This window comes from Pseudomonas sp. RP-B7 (assembly GCF_059803535.1).
In genome coordinates this window covers 1-18,920 of record NZ_JAPFHC010000007.1, presented here as the reverse complement: position 1 = coordinate 18,920, position 18,920 = coordinate 1, and the positions used below count along the sequence as shown (strand labels likewise).

At 63.0% G+C, this 18,920-nt stretch carries 18 protein-coding genes, 1 tRNA gene and 1 pseudogene; 15 read left to right on the top strand and 5 right to left on the bottom strand.

Annotation, left to right across the window (positions count from 1 at the left end; translation table 11 throughout):
• The first annotated feature begins 79 nt into the window (after positions 1–79).
• From OPU96_RS08835 to OPU96_RS08795, 9 genes are all read left to right on the top strand, one after another.
• Positions 80–1,105 (top strand): NAD(P)H-dependent glycerol-3-phosphate dehydrogenase, encoded by a 1,026-nt coding sequence (locus OPU96_RS08835; protein ID WP_192298838.1) that lies wholly within the window; start codon positions 80–82, stop codon positions 1,103–1,105.
• 10 nt (positions 1,106–1,115) lie between these two features.
• A complete protein-coding gene (locus tag OPU96_RS08830; RefSeq protein ID WP_498558973.1) occupies positions 1,116–1,463 on the top strand; it encodes a DUF4389 domain-containing protein in 348 nt (115 codons plus the stop codon).
• Positions 1,460–1,909 (top strand): phosphohistidine phosphatase SixA, encoded by a 450-nt coding sequence (sixA, locus tag OPU96_RS08825; RefSeq protein ID WP_463984307.1) that lies wholly within the window; start codon positions 1,460–1,462, stop codon positions 1,907–1,909. Before OPU96_RS08830 ends, sixA begins: the two co-directional genes overlap by 4 nt.
• A gap of 85 nt (positions 1,910–1,994) precedes the next feature.
• Positions 1,995–3,644 carry an AMP-binding protein gene (locus OPU96_RS08820; RefSeq protein ID WP_498558972.1) on the top strand — a complete coding sequence of 550 codons (1,650 nt, stop codon included), beginning with the start codon at positions 1,995–1,997 and terminating at the stop codon, positions 3,642–3,644.
• Positions 3,645–3,675: 31 nt separating this feature from the next.
• Complete coding sequence (locus OPU96_RS08815; RefSeq protein WP_192298842.1) at positions 3,676–4,119, top strand: hotdog fold thioesterase; 444 nt, start codon at positions 3,676–3,678, stop codon at positions 4,117–4,119.
• Positions 4,120–4,216: 97 nt separating this feature from the next.
• Complete coding sequence (locus OPU96_RS08810; RefSeq protein ID WP_192298843.1) at positions 4,217–5,020, top strand: alpha/beta fold hydrolase; 804 nt, start codon at positions 4,217–4,219, stop codon at positions 5,018–5,020.
• Positions 5,017–5,871 (top strand): alpha/beta hydrolase, encoded by an 855-nt coding sequence (locus OPU96_RS08805; protein ID WP_498558971.1) that lies wholly within the window; start codon positions 5,017–5,019, stop codon positions 5,869–5,871. Before OPU96_RS08810 ends, OPU96_RS08805 begins: the two co-directional genes overlap by 4 nt.
• Before the next feature lie 102 nt (positions 5,872–5,973).
• A complete protein-coding gene (locus tag OPU96_RS08800; RefSeq protein ID WP_226455464.1) occupies positions 5,974–6,792 on the top strand; it encodes a DUF4892 domain-containing protein in 819 nt (272 codons plus the stop codon).
• Between the two features lie 72 nt (positions 6,793–6,864).
• Positions 6,865–7,926 carry an AI-2E family transporter gene (locus OPU96_RS08795; protein WP_498558970.1) on the top strand — a complete coding sequence of 354 codons (1,062 nt, stop codon included), beginning with the start codon at positions 6,865–6,867 and terminating at the stop codon, positions 7,924–7,926.
• Positions 7,927–8,072: 146 nt separating this feature from the next.
• On the opposite strand, the gene OPU96_RS08790 is transcribed toward OPU96_RS08795, so the two are convergent.
• Both OPU96_RS08790 and OPU96_RS08785 read right to left on the bottom strand, forming a co-directional pair.
• Positions 8,073–9,110, bottom strand: a complete 1,038-nt coding sequence (locus OPU96_RS08790) for a sensor histidine kinase (protein ID WP_226455466.1) — start codon at positions 9,108–9,110, stop codon at positions 8,073–8,075.
• On the bottom strand, positions 9,110–9,874 hold the full coding sequence (locus OPU96_RS08785) for a response regulator (protein WP_192298848.1): 765 nt from the start codon (positions 9,872–9,874) through the stop codon (positions 9,110–9,112). The genes OPU96_RS08790 and OPU96_RS08785 overlap by 1 nt, the downstream gene beginning before the upstream one ends.
• A gap of 259 nt (positions 9,875–10,133) precedes the next feature.
• Between OPU96_RS08785 and pyrF the strand changes: the two genes are divergently transcribed.
• Positions 10,134–10,832, top strand: a complete 699-nt coding sequence (gene pyrF / locus OPU96_RS08780) for an orotidine-5'-phosphate decarboxylase (protein WP_017734306.1) — start codon at positions 10,134–10,136, stop codon at positions 10,830–10,832.
• Positions 10,833–10,983: 151 nt separating this feature from the next.
• On the opposite strand, the gene OPU96_RS08775 is transcribed toward pyrF, so the two are convergent.
• Positions 10,984–11,991, bottom strand: coding sequence for an NADP-dependent oxidoreductase (locus OPU96_RS08775; RefSeq protein ID WP_226455467.1), 1,008 nt, complete (start codon positions 11,989–11,991; stop codon positions 10,984–10,986).
• Positions 11,992–12,219: 228 nt separating this feature from the next.
• On the opposite strand from OPU96_RS08775, the gene OPU96_RS08770 reads away from it, so the two are divergent.
• The 4 genes and pseudogenes from OPU96_RS08770 to OPU96_RS08755 all read left to right on the top strand — a co-directional run bounded on the left by OPU96_RS08770 (position 12,220) and on the right by OPU96_RS08755 (position 16,678).
• Complete coding sequence (locus tag OPU96_RS08770) at positions 12,220–12,981, top strand: SDR family oxidoreductase (protein ID WP_192298850.1); 762 nt, start codon at positions 12,220–12,222, stop codon at positions 12,979–12,981.
• Positions 12,982–13,183: 202 nt separating this feature from the next.
• Positions 13,184–14,596 carry an aminotransferase-like domain-containing protein gene (locus OPU96_RS08765; protein ID WP_498558969.1) on the top strand — a complete coding sequence of 471 codons (1,413 nt, stop codon included), beginning with the start codon at positions 13,184–13,186 and terminating at the stop codon, positions 14,594–14,596.
• Positions 14,597–14,710: 114 nt separating this feature from the next.
• A pseudogene (locus OPU96_RS08760) lies at positions 14,711–15,820 on the top strand (HAMP domain-containing protein); the annotation flags it as partial.
• The gene (locus tag OPU96_RS08755; protein WP_498559016.1) at positions 15,797–16,678 is read left to right on the top strand and encodes a methyl-accepting chemotaxis protein; all 882 of its coding nucleotides are present in this window, start codon (positions 15,797–15,799) and stop codon (positions 16,676–16,678) included. The pseudogene OPU96_RS08760 and the gene OPU96_RS08755, both read left to right, overlap by 24 nt.
• Positions 16,679–16,714: 36 nt before the next feature.
• Here the strand turns inward: OPU96_RS08755 and OPU96_RS08750 are convergent, their stop codons facing one another.
• Together OPU96_RS08750 and OPU96_RS08745 are read right to left on the bottom strand one after the other, a co-directional pair.
• Positions 16,715–17,527, bottom strand: coding sequence for an alpha/beta fold hydrolase (locus OPU96_RS08750; protein WP_226455470.1), 813 nt, complete (start codon positions 17,525–17,527; stop codon positions 16,715–16,717).
• 190 nt (positions 17,528–17,717) lie between these two features.
• Entirely contained in the window at positions 17,718–18,488 is a 771-nt protein-coding gene (locus OPU96_RS08745) for a hypothetical protein (RefSeq protein WP_192298854.1), read from the bottom strand.
• 358 nt (positions 18,489–18,846) lie between these two features.
• Between OPU96_RS08745 and OPU96_RS08740 the strand changes: the two genes are divergently transcribed.
• Positions 18,847–18,919, top strand: a tRNA-Glu gene (locus OPU96_RS08740).
• Position 18,920: the final 1 nt, after the last annotated feature.

Here is an 18,920-nt window from a genome sequence, read left to right as displayed (position 1 = left end):
ATTGACACGGGGGCTGGCCGCAAGCGGGTCGCCCCGTATAATGCGGCCATCGCCATTGGTATGGATTAACGGATTGCATATGACTGAACAGCGCCCTATTGCGGTCCTTGGAGGCGGAAGTTTTGGCACCGCCGTGGCTAACCTGCTGGCGGAGAACGGCCACGTGGTACGCCAGTGGATGCGTGATCCCGAGCAGGCCGAAGCCATCCGGGTGCACCGCGAAAATCCCCGTTACCTTAAAGGCATCAAGATCCACCCGGCGGTCGAGCCGGTGACGGACTTGCTGGCGACACTGACGGACTGCGACCTGTGCTTCGTCGCGCTGCCGTCCAGCGCGTTGCGCACGGTACTGGCGCCCCACGCCGAGCGCCTGGCGGGCAAGCTGCTGGTCAGCCTGACCAAGGGCATCGAGGCGCAGACCTTCATGCTGATGAGCGAAATCCTCGCCGAGATCGCTCCCCAGGCGCGTATTGGCGTGCTGTCCGGGCCGAACCTGGCGCGGGAAGTCGCCGAACACGCGCTGACCGCCACGGTCATCGCCAGTGAAGACGAAGAGCTGTGCGAGCGCGTGCAGGCGGTGTTGCACGGGCGTACCTTCCGCGTCTACGCCAGTGGCGACCGGTTTGGCGTCGAGTTGGGCGGTGCGTTGAAAAACGTCTACGCGATCATCGCCGGCATGGCGGTGGCGCTGGGCATGGGCGAAAACACCAAGAGCATGCTGATCACCCGCGCCCTGGCCGAGATGACCCGCTTTGCGGTCAACCAGGGCGCCAACCCGATGACCTTTCTCGGGCTGGCGGGCGTGGGCGACTTGATCGTCACCTGCTCGTCGCCGAAAAGCCGCAACTACCAAGTCGGTTTCGCCCTGGGCCAGGGCTTGAGCCTGGAAGACGCGGTGACGCGCCTGGGTGAAGTGGCCGAAGGCGTCAACACCCTCAAGGTCCTCAAGGCCAAGGCCCAGGAAGTCGGGGTGTACATGCCGTTGGTTGCCGGGTTGCATGCGATCCTGTTTGAAGGGCGCACCTTGAACCAGGTGATCGAGTTGTTGATGCGCGCCGAACCGAAAACCGATGTCGACTTTATTTCCACCAGTGGTTTCAACTGAGGAACGCGTCATGAACGATCCGAAAGCAGCGCCCAAGTACGAATCCATTGTCCTGCGCATCCTGTGGATGCTGGTGTTTGCCCTGGTGTGGCAAGTCGCGCAGTTCCTGATCGGCGCGTTGGTGGTGGTGCAGTTGATCTACCGCTTGATCTACGGCGCGCCCAACCTGGGCCTGATGAACTTTGGCGATAGCCTCAGCCAGTTCCTTGCGCAGATCGGCCGTTTCGGCAGCTTCCATACCGAGCAAAAGCCCTGGCCGTTCGCCGATTGGCCAACCCCGCGCGCACCCGAGGGCGAAGCCGCCCACAGCGTGCCGCCGGCACCGCACCCGGTGCGTGATGAAGAGCCGAAACTGTGAAGCTGTGGATTCTGCGCCACGGTGAAGCCGAAGGGCACGCCCGCACGGATGCCGAGCGCAATCTCACCGAGCACGGTCGCGGCGAAGTGTTGCGCAGCGCCGCGCACCTGATCGGCCAACCCATCAGCGCAATCATCGCCAGCCCCTATGTGCGGGCGCAGCAGACCGCGCAGCTGGTGCGCCAGGCGCTCGGCTTTGAGCCACAGATCCGTACGGTGCCGTGGCTGACCCCAGAGGGTAATCCGTTGCAGGTGCTGGAACACCTCGACACGGATGACAATGTGCTGCTGGTCAGCCACCAGCCGTTGGTGGGCAGCCTGATCAGCTTTTTGCAACACGGCCATCAGCGCCAGCCGCAACCGATGCACACCGCAAGCCTCGCGGAACTGGAAGGGGATTTTCCGCTGGCGGGGCTGATGAGCCTGGTCAGCGTCAAGAATCCGTAGGATGGATCGCTGCTTTGTGTGTGATATATAGTCAACCAAGCAAGTGCTTGGTTGGCTATGATCGGACCACACAGGAGCGCGTCCCATGCCCGTCGCTTTTCGTTTGCCGTTGCAGGTCTTCTTTGAACGCGAAGCGCGCCATCCGCGCCAGACTTTCCTGGTGCAGCCGGTCGGCGGCGGCGAAGTGCAACGCCTGTCCTGGGCCGAGGTGGGCCATCAGGCCCGTTGCGCCGCGCACTGGCTGCGCGCCCGAGAGTTGCCCCACGGTTCGCACATTGCCCTGATCTCGAAAAACTGCGCGCACTGGATCATTGCCGACCTGGCGATCTGGATGGCCGGGCACGTCTGCGTCCCCCTTTACCCCAACCTCACCGCCGATTCCGTCGCCCATGTGCTGACGCACTCCGAGGCAGCGCTGGCGTTTATCGGCAAGCTGGACGACTGGCCCGCGATGGCACCGGGCGTGCCGAAGGGGGTGCCGACCATCAGCCTGCCGCTATGCCCGCTGGGCGCTTTCGATTTCCGCTGGGCCGACTTGCAGGCCTGCTCGCCGATCCAGGATAACCCCACGCCTGCGGCGTCGGACCTCGCGACCATCATCTATACCTCCGGCACCACCGGCTTGCCCAAGGGTGTGATGCACAGCTTCGGCGCCCTGGGGTTCGCGGCCACGCGCGGCACTGAATTATTTGGGCTGGGGGAGGGCGACCGCTTGTTATCGTACTTGCCGCTGTGCCATGTGGCCGAACGGATGTTTGTGGAAATGGCGGCCATCTATACCGGGCAAACAGTATTTTTCGCGCAAAGCCTTGATACGTTTCTGACTGACCTGCGCCGGGCGCGGCCGACGGCGTTGTTTGGCGTGCCACGTATCTGGACCAAATTCCAGCTGGGCGTCTACGCCAAGATCCCGCAAAAACGCCTCGACTTGCTGTTGCGCCTGCCATTTATCGGTAAGCGCATCGGCCATAAAGTGCTGGCAGGCCTCGGCCTGGATCAGTTGCGCATTGCCCTGTCCGGTGCGGCGCCCGTGCCCGAAGCGCTGCTGCGCTGGTATCAGCGCCTGGGCCTGGATGTGCTGGAGGTGTACGGCATGACCGAGAGCTGCGGCTACTCCCATGTGTGTCGTCCCGGCCAGCAGACAATCGGCTGGATCGGCCTGCCGTGCCCTGGGGTTGAAGTGCGCATCGACGCCTCGGGCGAAGTGCAGGTGCGCAGTGGCGCGACCATGCTCGGCTATTTCAAGGACCCCGAGAAAACCGCCGAGACCCTCACTGCCGACGGCTTTCTGCGTACCGGCGACAAGGGCGAGCAGGATGCCGACGGCCGCCTGCGCCTGACCGGGCGGCTCAAGGAAATCTTCAAGACCAGCAAAGGCAAATATGTGGCACCGGCGCCGATTGAAAACCGCCTGGCCGAACACGCGCACATCGAGCAGGTGTGCGTGGTCGGCGATGGCCTGGGCGCTCCGATAGGCTTGTGCGTGCTGTCGACGCTGGACCTCGACCGGCAAACCCTGCGCGCCAGCCTGGAGCGCTGGTTGGAACAGGTCAACCAGGCGCTGGATAAACATGAGCGCCTGGGCCAGTTGGTGGTGGTCAAGGACAGCTGGGCAGTGGAGAACGGGTTCCTGACGCCGACCCTGAAGATCAAGCGCAACGTGATCGAATCGACTTACGGTGCACATTTGCAAACCTGGAGCGAGCGTTCCGAATCGGTTCTGTGGCAGGATTAGGCTCATCATAAAACAGACAAGGACTACTCCCATGGGCTTGTGGCGCACCCAACCGAACATCGAACAACTCAACGCGATCCAGAAAAACACCATCGGTGAACTGCTGGATATTCGCTTCGAAAGCTTCGACGACGAATCCCTGACGGCCAGCATGGTGGTCGACCCGCGCACCCATCAGCCCTATGGCCTGCTGCACGGTGGCGCCTCGGTGGTACTGGCGGAAAGCGTCGGCTCCATGGCGGCCTACCTGTGCATCGATGCCAGCAAGTTCTATTGCGTGGGCCTGGAGGTCAACGCCAACCACCTGCGCGGTGTGCGCAACGGGCGGGTCACGGCGGTGGCGCGAGCGATCCACATCGGGCGTACCACCCAGGTATGGGACATCCGCTTGACCAATGATGAAGGCAAAACCAGCTGCGTCTCGCGCCTGACCATGGCCGTGGTGCCCCTGGGCGAGCAGCCGCCGGCGCGATAGGCGTGGCGTGAGTGTCATCATTCCTGGCAGTTACAGTCATTGCTGTTGTGGCCGGGCGTGGTGACAATCGATTTCTGTTCAGTCAGATGGATCCGGTATGTCGCAGCACGTGTTTTTTGCCCACGCCAATGGTTTCCCTTCGGCTACGTACGGCAAGTTGTTTGCCGCTCTGGCCCCGGAGTATGCGGTGGCGCATTTGCCGCAGCACGGTCACGACCCCAGGTTTCCGGTGGACGATAACTGGCAGAACCTGGTGGACGAATTGATCCATCATCTGGAGCAACAGCCGGAGCCGGTATGGGGCGTGGGTCATTCCCTCGGCGGTGTATTGCACCTGCACGCGGCCATGCGTTGCCCGCAGCTGTATCGCGGTGTGGTGATGCTCGACTCGCCAGTGCTGACCCGCGCCGACCGCTGGGTGATCCGCGCGGCCAAGCGTTTTGGCTTCATCGACCGCCTGACCCCGGCCGGGCGCACCTTGGGCCGGCGAGAAGAGTTCCACGACCTGGACAGCGCACGCAGCTACTTCGCGGGCAAGACCCTGTTTCGCGGTTTTGATCCGGAATGTTTCGACGCGTACCTGCAACACGGCTTGCAGCAAGTGGGCGATCGCCTGCGTTTGCGCTTCGACCCGGCCACCGAAATCAGCATCTACCGCGGTGTGCCCCACACCAGCCCCGGCCAGGTCCGCCAGTTGAAAGTGCCGCTGGCAGTGGTGCGTGGGCGCCAGAGCCGCGTGGTGATGCGTCACCACGCCAGCGGCGTCGACCGCATGCCCATGGGCGAAATGCTCACCATGCCCGGCGGCCATATGTTCCCGCTGGAACGTCCCCAGGACACTGCGACCTTGATCAAGAACCTGTTCGCCCGCTGGCAGGCTCGCGAGCGCAGTTGCGCATGAGTACGCCGGTCGAGGAAGTGCGCCTGAGCCTGTCCCATATCGAGTTGGCGGCTCACTTGTTTGGTCCCGAAGACGGCTTGCCGGTGATCGCCCTGCATGGCTGGCTGGACAACGCCAACAGCTTTGCACGGTTGGCGCCGCAGTTGCAGGGCTTGCGCATCGTGGCGTTGGACATGGCCGGGCATGGGCATTCGGCGCATCGTCCTGCCGGGGCCGGTTATGCCTTGTGGGATTACGTCCACGATGTGCTGCAAGTCGCCGAACAATTGGGCTGGAAACGTTTTGCATTACTTGGCCACTCCCTCGGCGCCATCGTCTCCCTGGTGCTGGCCGGCGCGCTGCCTGAGCGCGTGACGCATCTGGGATTGATCGACGGCGTGATCCCGCCGACCGCCAGTGGCGAGCACGCCGCCGAGCGCCTGGGCATGGCGCTGCTGGCGCAAATGAACCTGCAGGACAAGCGCAAGCCGGTCTACGGCAGCCTGGATCGCGCTGTGGAAGCGCGCATGAAAGGCGTGGTCGCCGTCAGCCGTGAAGCCGCCGAACTGCTGGCCCAGCGCGGTTTGATGCCGGTGCCGGGCGGTTACACCTGGCGCACCGATAGCCGCCTGACCCTGGCCTCGCCGATGCGCCTGACGGATGAACAAGCCATGTCTTTCGTGCGGCGGGTGGCGTGCCCTACGCAGTTGGTGGTGGCTGCCGACGGCATGCTGGCGAAACATCCGGAATTGCTTTCCCAGCTACCCTTCACCGTAACCACACTGCCGGGCGGCCATCATTTGCACCTGAATGACGCGCCCGGCGCCGCTCTTGTTGCAGACTGTTTCAATCGGTTCTTCTCCACGCCTTGACTTGGCGGGGTCAACTGCCGAGGCTGGGCGGATTGAAAGGGAGTCAACCATGAACCATCTCAACACTGCTATGACCTCCGTTGGCCACGGCTCGTTGATCCTATGAGCGTGCGCAACGGCTGTATCCGTATCCTCGGGCTGAGCCTGCTCAGCCCATTGGTATTCGCCGCCGACGTGCCGGGAAGCCAGGACCTGCCCACCGTAGCCCGTCAAATCGATGCACAGATCGTCGATTACCGCCCCGCCGAAGAAAAGGAGCGTATCTACCCCATGGGCGCGATCCGCAAGATCAGCGGCCAGTTGCGCTACGAAGGCCAGGCCACCGCACGCGGCCAAGCCACCGCGATTACCTATGAATTGCCTGCCGAGCACAGCTCCAGCGCCGCGTTTACCGCGACCCGCGAAGCGTTGCAGGCGAAGGGCGCGCAGCTGTTGTTCTGGTGCCAGGCCCGCGATTGCGGCGAAAGCAGCCTGTGGGCCAATGAAGTGTTCGGCAACGCCAAGCTGGTGGGTGCTGATGGCCAGCAGGAATACCTGCTCCTGCGTCTGGCCGCCCCGCAAGACAATGCCCTGATCGCCTTGTACGGCATTACCCGTGGCAACCGGCGTGCCTACCTGCATGTGGAGCAACTGGACGCCAGCGCGCCACTGGGCGTCCTGCTGCCCACGTCGGCCACCTTGCTGCGTGAACTGAAAAGCACCGGCGAGCTGGACTTCCCGGCCTTGGGCGCCGAGCCCGACCCCACCTGGCTGACCCTGATTTCCCGCGGACTCAACCTCGACACCACGTTGCGTGTGAGTTTGACCGGGCCCACGGCCGAAGCCTGGCGCCAGGGCCTGATCGACAGCGGCGTACGCGCCGCGCGCCTGGAATCCGGCACCGGCGCTGCCAAGGGCCTGCACCTGCATCTGATACGCTAGGCGTTCCCCGGCGAACGGCCCCGCGCCGTTCGCCTAAGCTGTCTTCCTAACGCCTTTTTCTAGAGATACCCCATGCTCAATAACGATCGCCTGCTGGTGCAAATCCTGCTGCTGGTGCTGTTTGGTGCCAGCTTCTGGGTCATGGCGCCGTTCTGGTCGGCGCTGTTCTGGGGCGCGGTGCTGGCGTTTGCCAGCTGGCCGCTGATGCGCTTGCTGACCCGCGTGCTGGGTGGCCGCGAATCCCTGGCCGCCGGCATCCTGACCCTGGGCTGGATGCTGCTGGTGGCGGTGCCGCTGGTGTGGCTGGGGTTCAACCTGGCGGATCATGTGCGCGATGCCGTGGCGCTGATCAAGGATATTCAGGTCGATGGCCTGCCCGAGGCGCCGACCTGGCTGGGCTCGATTCCCTTTGTCGGTGAGCGGCTGGTAGCGATGTGGAACAGCATCGACCAGCAGGGCGCCGCGTTGATGGTCACGCTCAAACCCTACCTGGGCCAGGTCGGCAACTGGTTGCTGGCGCGAAGTGCACAGATTGGCGGTGGCATCCTGGAGCTGACCCTGAGCCTGGTGTTCGTGTTCTTTTTCTACCGTGACGGGCCGCGCCTGGCGATGTTCGTGCACCGTTTGCTGGAGCGCCTGATCGGCGAGCGTGCGGGCTATTACATCGAACTGGTGGCAGGCACCGTGCAGCGGGTGGTCAACGGCGTGATCGGTACCGCCGCCGCCCAGGCCCTGCTGGCGCTGATTGGCTTCCTGATCGCCGGGGTCCCGGGCGCGCTGGTATTGGGCATCGTCACCTTCCTGCTCAGCCTGATCCCCATGGGGCCGCCGCTGGTGTGGATCCCGGCCACGGCCTGGCTGGCGTGGAAGGGCGACTACACCTATGCGGTGTTTCTGGGGGTGTGGGGTACGTTCATCATCAGCGGCGTGGACAACGTGCTCAAGCCGTACCTGATCAGCCGAGGTGGCAACCTGCCGTTGGTGATCGTGCTGCTTGGGGTGTTCGGCGGCCTGATTGCGTTTGGGTTTATCGGATTGTTTATCGGCCCGACGTTTTTGGCGGTGGCGTATAGCTTGCTGATGGATTGGAGTGCGACCCAGGCCCAAAGCCGCCGGGAAGACAAGCCTCTGTAACCTAGCGAGTGCAGATCAGTGTGGGAGCGGGCTTGTGTGGGAGCGGGCTTGCTCGCGAAGGCGGTGGTTCAGTCACCAGATGTGTTGACTGGCACGCTGCTTTCGCGAGCAAGCCCGCTCCCACATTATTGGCCTGCGCCAGCCTGCTAGGTCCGTGGTAGCCACATCACTGCGGTTAACCCGCCCCCTGGAGTTTCCTCCAGGCTCAGGCGCCCGCCCAGGCGCTCCGCCGCATCCCTGGAAATCGTCATGCCCAGGCCGACCCCGCCGGAGTTGCGGTTGCGCGAGCCTTCCAGGCGATAGAACGCCTCGAACACTGTCTCACGCTGATCGGCGGCAATCCCCGGGCCGTGGTCGATCACGCGGATGATCAGGGCCTCGCGGCTGTCCTCCAGTTCCACCCGCGCCGTGCCGGCGTAGCGCAACGCGTTGTCGATCAGGTTGTTGAGGCACGAGCGCAAGGCCATCGGCTGCACCTGCAACGGCACGCAGGTGCCGGCGAATTGCACGTCGCAGCCCTGGTCCTGGGCGTTCTCGCTCATGGACTCGACCAGTGCCTGCACGTCGAGCCAATGCCGGGTCTCGCTGGTGCGTTGCTCGTGCAGGTAGCTCAGGGTCGCGTCGAGCATGCCGATCATGTCGTTGAGGTCCTGGCGCATCTGGCCCTGCAACTTGGGGTCTTCAATCTGCTCCAGGCGCAGCTTGAGGCGCGACAGCGGCGTGCGCAGGTCATGGGACACGGCGCCGAGCATGCGCGCACGTTGGCTGACCTGTTCGCGGATACGCCGTTGCATCAGGTTGAAGGTCGATGCCGCTTGTTTCGCTTCACGTGGCCCGGACTCGTCGAGGGGCGGGCTGTCGAGGTCCAGACTCAGGCGCTCGGCCGCTTCGCTCAGGCGCTGGATCGGCCGGCTCAGCAGCTTGGCGCCGTACCAGGCGGCAATGATCAGTGAGATGAACTGGAACGTCAGCGGCACCACCGGGCCGCCAAACCAGGGGCGGCGATGTTCCTTGTTCAGCGGCACCATGCGGCCGTCCGGCTGTTCGACAAAGGTCTCCTGGGGCGGCGGCGGTGGCGGGCCGTAGTGGCGGAACCAGGCGATCGCCAACACGTGGGCCAGGATGATCGCCACCAGCAATACGCCGAACAGTCGCCCAAACAGCGTATTGAAGGGGGCGCGCATCAACCGATGTCCCGCGCGTCGAACAGGTAACCCTCGCCGCGCACGGTCTTGATCAACTGCGGTGCTTTTGGGTCATCGCCCAGTTTCTGGCGCAGGCGCGAGACCAGCAAGTCGATGCTGCGGTCGAAGGCTTCGATGGAGCGGCCACGGGCAGCGTCCAGCAGTTGCTCGCGGCTCAACACCCGGCGCGGGCGTTCGATAAATACCCACAACAGGCGGAATTCGGCGTTGGACAGCGGCACCACCAGGCCATCGTCGGCCACCAGTTGGCGCAGCACGCTGTTCAGGCGCCAGTTGTCGAAGCGGATGTTGGCGCGTTGTTCGGTGCGGTCATCGCGCACCCGACGCAGGATGGTCTGGATGCGCGCGACCAGTTCGCGCGGTTCGAACGGCTTGGACATGTAGTCGTCGGCGCCCAGCTCCAGGCCGATGATGCGGTCGGTGGGTTCGCAGCGGGCGGTGAGCATCAGGATCGGGATGTCCGATTCCGCACGCAGCCAACGGCACAACGACAGGCCGTCTTCGCCCGGCAGCATCAGGTCGAGCACCACCACATCAAAGGTTTCGGCCTGCATCGCCACGCGCATGGCCGCGCCGTCGGTCACGCCGGTGGCGAGGATATTGAAGCGTGCCAGGTAGTCGATCAGCAGTTCGCGGATCGGCACATCGTCGTCGACAATCAGCGCACGGGTGTTCCAGCGCTTGTCATCGGCGGTCACCGCGCCTTTGTGCTCGTCATTCGTAGAGACGGGAGAGGTATGCATAGTGCGATCATCTGCCTGGTCGTTGCGGTCAGCATAGGCGCCCAGCCCCATGGCTGGAAGTGCTGGTCGGTGGGTCGTGCGGGCGAGGCTAGTCGTGGGGCGTGTTGCAGGCATGTCGTGAATGTATCAGCTTTGAAATAATTGGCTGAAATGCCCGTTGCCATGCGCTCTGTCAGTATTTACCGATCATCGGATCCCGCAACGGCGCCGCTTGCGCTACAATCCGCGCCGATTTCGACTTGCCTGAGAGCCCATTCCAATGTCCGTCTGCCAGACTCCTATCATCGTCGCCCTGGATTACCCCACTCGTGACGCCGCACTGAAGCTGGCTGACCAGTTGGACCCGAAGCTTTGCCGGGTCAAGGTCGGCAAGGAACTGTTCACCAGCTGCGCCGCAGAAATTGTCGGCACCCTGCGTGACAAAGGCTTCGAAGTGTTCCTCGACCTGAAATTCCACGACATCCCCAACACCACCGCCATGGCCGTGAAAGCCGCGGCCGAGATGGGCGTGTGGATGGTCAATGTGCACTGTTCCGGCGGCCTGCGCATGATGACCGCGTGCCGCGAAGTGCTGGAGCAGCGCAGCGGCCCCAAACCGTTGTTGATCGGTGTGACCGTGCTGACCAGCATGGAACGCGAAGACCTGGCCGGCATCGGCCTGGACATCGAGCCCCAGGAGCAGGTCCTGCGCCTCGCAGCCCTGGCACAGAAAGCCGGCCTTGATGGTTTGGTGTGCTCGGCGCTGGAAGCCCAGGCACTGAAGACCGCACACCCGTCGTTGCAACTGGTGACCCCGGGGATTCGTCCGGCGGGCAGCGCCCAGGACGACCAGCGTCGCATCCTGACTCCGCGCCAGGCGTTGGATGCCGGTTCCGACTATCTGGTGATCGGCCGTCCGATCAGCCAGGCGGCCGATCCGGCCAAGGCGTTGGCGGCAGTCGTCGCTGAGATCGCCTGACCATCACCGATCTAAACGGTAGGAGCGGGCTTGTGTGGGAGCTGGCTTGCCTGCGATAGCATCACCTCGGGTTGACTGATACACCGAGGCGCTTGCATCGCGGCAAGCCCGACTCCCACACGGTCTATGCTCACGTTTACCGCGTGGCGCCTCAGTTAACCTTCAGCACCAACTTCCCAAAATTCTCGCCGTTGAACAGCTTCATCAGCGTCTCCGGGAACGTCTCCAGCCCTTCCACAATATCCTCCTTGCTCTTGAGCTTGCCCTGGGCCATCCAGCCGCCCATCTCTTGCCCGGCGGCGGCAAAGTTGGCCGCGTGGTCCATCACCACAAAACCCTCCATGCGCGCGCGATTGACCAGCAGTGACAGATAGTTGGCCGGGCCTTTCACCGCTTCCTTGTTGTTGTATTGGCTGATCGCACCGCAAATCACCACCCGGGCCTTGAGCGCCAGGCGGCTGAGCACCGCGTCTAGAATGTCGCCGCCGACGTTATCGAAATACACATCCACGCCCTTGGGGCACTCGCGCTTGAGCGCGGCGGGTACGTCTTCGTGTTTGTAGTCGATGGCGGCGTCGAAGCCCAGTTCATCCACCAGGAACTTGCACTTGTCGGCCCCCCCGGCAATGCCCACCACGCGGCAGCCTTTGATCTTGGCGATCTGCCCGGCAATGCTGCCTACCGCACCGGCTGCGCCGGAGATCACCACCGTTTCGCCCGCCTTGGGTGCGCCGGTATCGAGCAGCGCGAAGTAGGCGGTCATGCCGGTCATGCCCAGGGCCGACAGGTAACGCGGGAGTGGCGCCAGTTTCGGATCGACTTTGTAGAAGCCGCGCGGCTCGCCAAGGAAGTAATCCTGCACGCCCAGGGCGCCGTTCACGTAGTCGCCGACCGCAAACTTCGGGTTGTTCGAGGCAATCACTTTGCCTACGCCGAGCGCACGCATCACTTCACCGATGCCGACCGGGGGGATGTAGGACTTGCCCTCATTCATCCAGCCACGCATGGCCGGGTCGAGGGACAGGTATTCATTGCGCACCAGCACTTGCCCGTCCTGCGGCGTGCCCACCGGGACCTCCTGATACGTAAAGGTGTCCCGCGTGGCGGCACCGACCGGGCGTTTGGCGAGCAGGAATTGGCGGTTGGTCTGGGCAGGCATGGCAAGGACTCTTTTAGAAGTGAGCCTAGATTGATAGACCCGCAACGGCTCCGGAGCAAGGTTCACCGTCGGTGCGAATGCCCCTCGATAGGTCATGTTGATAGTCACGCCGGTGGCTTTATCACTGTGATCCATGCAGCGCCAACCGGCCTTCTGATAGTGCTGACGCGCCCGGCGCCGCGTTGGCTAGACTCGCCGCACGGCAATTTCTAACAAAGGACATCCCCCATGAGCATGACGTTTTCCGGCCAGGTCGCCCTGGTGACTGGCGCCGCTGCCGGTATCGGCCGCGCCACCGCGCTGGCGTTCGCCGCTGAAGGCTTGAAGGTAGTGGTCGCCGACCTGGACGAGGCGGGCGGCGAGGGCACTGTGGCGCTGATCCGGCAGGCCGGCGGTGAGGCGCTGTTTGTGCGCTGCAACGTCACCCTCGAGGCGGATGTGCAGCAACTGATGGCGCAGACGGTTGCCGCTTATGGCCGGCTGGATTACGCGTTCAACAATGCCGGGATCGAGATCGAAAAAGGCAAGCTGGCCGACGGCAGTCTGGATGAGTTCGACGCCATCATGGGCGTCAACGTCAAAGGCGTGTGGTTGTGCATGAAGTATCAGTTGCCGCTGCTGCTGGCCCAGGGCGGCGGGGCAATCGTCAACACCGCGTCGGTGGCCGGTTTGGGGGCGGCGCCGAAGATGAGCATTTATGCGGCGTCCAAGCATGCAGTGATCGGCCTGACCAAATCGGCGGCCATCGAGTATGCGAAAAAGCAGATCCGCGTGAACGCAGTGTGCCCGGCGGTGATCGACACCGATATGTTCCGTCGTGCCTATGAAGCCGACCCGCGCAAGGCGGATTTCGCGGCAGCCATGCACCCGGTCGGGCGTATCGGCAAAGTCGAGGAAATCGCCGCCGCGGTGCTTTACCTGTGCAGCGATGGTGCGGCGTTCACCACCGGCCATGCGCTGGCGGTGGACGGCGGCGCGACCGCCATTTAGGACCTGTAAACGCACCCCAATCGAAAAGGATCGGGGTGCTGTGGGGCGTTTCCATAGCTGGCAAAACGCCGTGCGCTAATATGTATCAGCAGGTAAATAATTCAATAAAATCAATACTTTAATAAAACTTGTAAGCCGGCTGCGCCGAACTTCTGTGCTTAACTCTTGTGGGTTGAATAACAGACAGTGAAGTGAGTGGTTCATGGATTTAGGGATAGATCGACAAGCCCTTGTACCAGTGGTGCAGCAAATCATCAGCGCGGTGGCGGACTGGATTCGCAAGAGCGGGGCAAGCCCTGGCACGCGCCTGCCGTCCATCCGCCAATTGGCCCTCGACAACCTCCTCAGCCAGTCCAGTGTCATCGAGGCCTTCGAGCGCATGGTCGCCCAAGGGCTGCTGGCCTCCAGGCCGGGTTCGGGGTATGTGGTGGCCGAGCCCCCGGCCCATCATGAACAGCACTGGTATGAAGGGGCGGAGCAGGGCTGGGGGGCGTTCACCGACAGCCCCCTGGGCGAATTGAAGCTGGGCTGCGGTTGGTTGCCGGATGCCTGGCGCGAAAGCGATGACATCAGCTACGCCATCCGTGAAGTCAGCCGCACCGACACCGCCGCCGTGTTCAACTACAGCACGCCGTTGGGGCTGCTAGCGCTGCGTGAGCAATTGCTCAAGCACCTGGCCCGCATGCGCGTGGCGACCAGCCTGGACCGCATCCTCACCACCCAGGGCGCCAGCCAGGCCCAGGACCTGTTGATACGTACGCTGCTCAGGGCCGGCGACACGGTGGTGGTCGAGACCCCAGGCTACGGCAACCTGTATCGCCAGTTGGTGTTTCATGGCGTCACACTGCTGGAAGTACCGCGCACCCGAGGCGGGCCGGACCTGTCGGCGTTGGAAGCGTTGCTTGCGGTGCATCGCCCCAAATGCCTGTTCGTCAGCAGCCTGTACCACAACCCCACCGGCACCAGCCTGTGCCTCGCGGTGGCCGAGCGTTTGCTGCAACTGGCCCGGGCCAAGGATTTCCTGATCATTGAAGAAGACGTCTACGGCGACCTGCATCATGCCAGTTGCACACGCCTGGCGGCGCTGCCCCATGATGATCGGGTGATCTATGTCTCGAGCTTTTCCAAGACCTTGAGCAGCGCCTTGCGGGTCGGCTATCTCTGTGCCAGCAGTGCGCTTATCCCGCAATTGGTCAACCTCAAGACCCTGACCGGCATCGGTACGTCGCGTTTCGCCGAGGCGGTGGTGGCGACGCTGTTGGCCAACGGCACCTATCGCAAGTGGGTGCAACGCCTGCGCAAACGCCTGGGCACGCAAATGGCGGCGACCCTGCAAGTGCTAGAGGATGAGGAGTGGCAGGTGTTTGCCGCCCCCGCCGGAGGCATGTTCCTGTGGGCGCGCCCCGGGGTGGAGGATTGTTCGCAGTTGCAGGCCAGCGCACGGCGCCTCGGTGTGTTGCTGTCACCGGGGGCGCTGTTCAGCCCGACGGCAGAGCACAGTGACTGGCTGCGCATCAATGTAGCCTATGCTACTGATCAGCGTGCCGTGGCGTTGCTGCGCGCCATGGGGCCGGCCAGATCGACCTCGACCATTCTGAAAACGACGAGCGTGTAGCTTTTTGCCATTATTCCGGCGCCAACGGCTTGTGTCGGCGGCCCGTGGTTGCGAATCTCGCTACTGGTAAATCGGGCTTGATGGCATCTGCCATTGCTAGAGGACTCAAGTGCAATGATGACGGGCGTGCAACGACGTTTCGCCAACCTCGGTATGGCGAAGAAACTGGGCTTGGGCTTCCTCTTGGTGCTGTTGCTGACGGCAGTGGTCGCGGCGATTGGCGTATGGTCGCTGCAAACCGTGGGGCAGCGTTTTGAAGGCCTCAACAGCATGTCTTCGCTCAACAGTGGCTTGCTCAAGGTGCGTTTGATCGAGCAGGACTACGCACTGCATGCCGACCCCAAGTCCGTCGACGCCTTGCATGAGAGCGTCGACGCCCTGGCGGCCCTGGCGGCCGCTCTCAAGACCCAATCGGCGGCCAATGTGCCGGCGATGACGGACGTCGAGCAGGCCCTGGCCGCCTACCGCAAGGCGTTTGACGAGTTTGTCGAGCTGACCCAGACCAAGGATCTGGCGCTGGAAATGGCCAGTTGGTCGGTGTCCAGCGTGGCGAATAACCTCGATGTGCTGCAGGCCGGCCTGGCGGACGATGGCGCCTATGGCCTCAAGGAGAGCCAGGGCAAGGAGGGCGCAGAGTTTATCGAGCAGGCGGGGCAGGTCAGCCAGGTGTCGCGCTTGATGTTGCAAGCCATGAACGAAGCCCATGTGCGCCTGGACCAGAGCCGCAAGGGCGATGATGACGGCGCCGAGCAAGGCAAGATCGAACAGGCTGACCAGGCCTTGGCGCAGGTCGAACAGTTGAAGACTTCAGTCAAGGACCCTGGCTACCAGACGGTGCTGAACGAAGTCTCCGGGCATATTGCCGCTTTCAGCGAAAAACTCGGTGAGTACACCGGCCTGTTGGCGCAGGAAAAGATCGTCTACAAACAGCTGCATGATCGGGCCGGGGAGGTGGTCAGCCGGGTCAACCAGGCGTATGCCGCCGAAGACCAGTCGATGCAGGAACAATTGAAGAAAAGCACTCTGCTGATCATCGCTTCGTCGGCCCTCGCGCTACTGGTGGGGTTGATTGCAGCGCTGGTGATCACACGCTTGATCGTCGCGCCACTGCGCCGGGTGATCGCGGTGGCGCAGCAGATTGCAGCGGGTGATTTGAGCGGGCGGATGGAGGTCAGCCGGCGTGATGAAATCGGCCAGCTGATGCAGGCGATGCAACAGATGGGCAATGGCCTGAGCGAGATGGTCAGCGGGTTGCAGGCTGGTATCGAACAATTGGCCAGCTCGGCGCATTCGCTGTCCAGCGTCACCGAGCAGACCAATGTCGAGGTCAGCAGCCAGAAGGAAGAAACCGAGCAGGTGGCCACGGCGATGAACCAGATGACCGCCACGGTGCACGACGTGGCGCGCAACGCTGAACAAGCCGCACAGGCCGCGCAGACCGCCGATGACAAGGTCGACAGTGGCCAGCAGGTGGTGCGCCAGAGTCTGCAGCGCATCGAGCAGCTTGCCAGTTCGAGTGCCAGCGCCAGTGCGAGTATCGACAGCCTCAGTGCCGAGATCCAGAACATCGGCACCGTGCTGAGTGTGATCAAGAGCGTGGCCGAGCAGACCAACCTGTTGGCGTTGAACGCCGCTATCGAAGCGGCCCGCGCCGGTGAACAGGGCCGGGGCTTTGCGGTGGTGGCCGATGAGGTGCGGGCGCTGGCCAAGCGCACGCAACAGTCCACCGAAGAGATCGAGCGCCTGGTCAGCACCTTGCGCAACGCCGCGCAGTCTTCGGTGCAGCAGATCCAGCAAAGCGGCGAGTTGGTGAAGCTGGCCGTCAGCGATGCGCTGGAAACCGAAAGCGCCCTGGGCAGCATCGCCACGGCGGTGTCATTGATCCAGCAGATGAACCAGCAGATCGCGGCGGCGGCCGAGGAGCAGAGCTCGGTGGCCGAAGAGATCAACCGTAGCGTCACCAGCATCCGCGCGAGTGCCGACCAATCGGCGTTGAGCATGCAGGGCAATGCCGCGTCGAGCATTCAGTTGGCGCAACTGGGGGCGGAACTCAAAGGCATGGTCGGGCACTTCCGCCTCTGATCGCTGCACAGGTGCAGCGATCAAGGGGCAGGGCGCTCAGGCGTGGTTGGCGAGGAAGGTCAGCAGCGCTTCATTGACGAAATCCGGGTTCTCCAGGGCGCTGATGTGTCCCGCGTCCGGGATCAGGATCAGACCGCAGCCGATCAGCTCGGCCATCTCCCGGGACTCGGCGGGTGGCCGGGGTTTGTCCTGCTCGCCGCACAGCACCAGCGTGGTGTCGGCGTCCAGCCGTGGCAGTTGTTCCAGTACATCCTCGCGACTGAAGATCAGCCGACCCAGGGGCACGATACTGTCCAGCAGGCGCTCGCGGGAAAAGCCTTGCAGCGCTTGGCGAAAACCCTGATACAGCGCTGACTCACGGTCGATGGTCGGACGAAAGAAGATCGGTGCGATCACATCCAGCAACGGCTCGGGAATGGCGCCGGCGTCTTCGATCAGCTTGAACAGCGAGAAGTAATACTGGCGCGTGGCCTCGGGCTCGGCGCCAAGGTGGGTGTCCATCAGCACCAGGCTGTTGACGCGCTCGGGTGCCAGCAATGCCAGGCGGGCGCCCCACATGCCGCCGACCGACAGGCCCACCAGGTTGACCTGGGCGACGTCCAGATGGTCGAGCAGCGCCAGGGCCTGGCGCGCCAGGTCATCAAGGGATTGGGTGTGTGCGGGCAGCGGGCCCGATTCGCCGTGGCCCCACAACTCGGGGACGATCACGCGGTATTGTTGCGACAGGGCTTCGATCTGCGGGGTCCACATGGCACGGTCCCACAGGTAGCTCGAACCAAGCAGGACGGCGGGGCCGTTGCCTTGGTCGAGGTAGTGCAGCGGTTGTCCATCTATCACGGTGACAGGCATAGCAGGCCTCTGACTTCACGGAGTGAGGGGCACTTTTTTACGCTACTCGGCGCGCCATGGATAGTTGTAGTGAGCGGGCTTGCCCCGCGCCGGGTGGCGAAGCCGCCCTAGACCCAGGCACCAGGGTCTTACTGAAACACCGCGGTGCCTGGGTTTGGGGCGGCTTCGCCACCCGGCGCGGGGCAAGCGGTCAGTCGTAGATGACTTTCTTTTTCCACTCGGCGTCGGCGTCGTCCGCCTTGAGGCCTTGGGTCAGTTCGTTGACTTCATCCTCGGCAGGCTTGCTGTTGGTCAGCACCGTGGAGTTGGCGCGGGCCAGTTGGCCTTCCAGGTGTTGCAACTGCGCGCTGTAGAGCACGGGTTCCGGCTGTTTGCGCAGGTACTGCACGCCACGTTCGAACGCCAGTCGTGCCTGGCCAGGCTGGCCTTGTTGCAGGGCATGTTGGCCGAGGTTGTTGAAGAACTCGATATGCAGCAGTACCAGGATGTGGCGAATTTCCTTGATCCAGTGCTTGGCTTCGTTGGACGGCAGGAAGCCATCCTGGGCGGCGCGGGTGACTTGGCCGTGCAGGGCTTCGAGGAGGAAGCGCACGTCCTTGGCCTTGGCTTCGGTCTGGATCGGCGCCGGCGGATTGTTCACCGGGATCGATTCGCCCTGGGAGACCAGTGCATTCAGTTCGGCGATGCGGGCCTTGAGCGGTGCGCTGGTCTTGTCGAGGTTGAGCAGGCGCTGGTTGACGTTCAGTTCCAGGCGGGTCATCAACAGCTTGAGCGCCGGGTTCATCAACTGGCCAGGGAATGTCTCGGTGATTTCACCGCAACGACGCAGGCGATCATTGAGCTCGATCACGGTGCGCTGTTTTTCCAACTTGTTGTTTTCCACCACGTGGTTCATGTAGCCAATGGCGATCAGTATTGCGATCCCGGCTATTACCAGCAGGGTGATCATGAGTGGTGTCACCGGTGTGACCTCTTTATAGGGTTTGCAGTGGAGTGTAGTGACTGGGCTGGCCGGCGGATAGGACTGATCGACCAGTTGCCCAGGTAGATTCTTCTATATAGGTGAACGTTCCATGTATGGATGCACATTGCCATCATCGGCTGCAGCGAACTATAGCGTCTTGTGGGGTGCCAGAATATAGGCGTCAAAGCCCTGCTGTACAGAATGCGTGCCCGGTCTCGTAAAGAGGGGCGAAGTCATTGATTTTAATAAATTTATCCTTGGGGGTTGACGACCTCCCAATCCATCCATAGAATGCGCGCCACTTAAAGCGTAAAGCACACAGCGAAACGCGGCGAGTAGTGAATGTTGTACGTGTGTCCCCTTCGTCTAGTGGCCTAGGACACCGCCCTTTCACGGCGGTAACAGGGGTTCGAGTCCCCTAGGGGACGC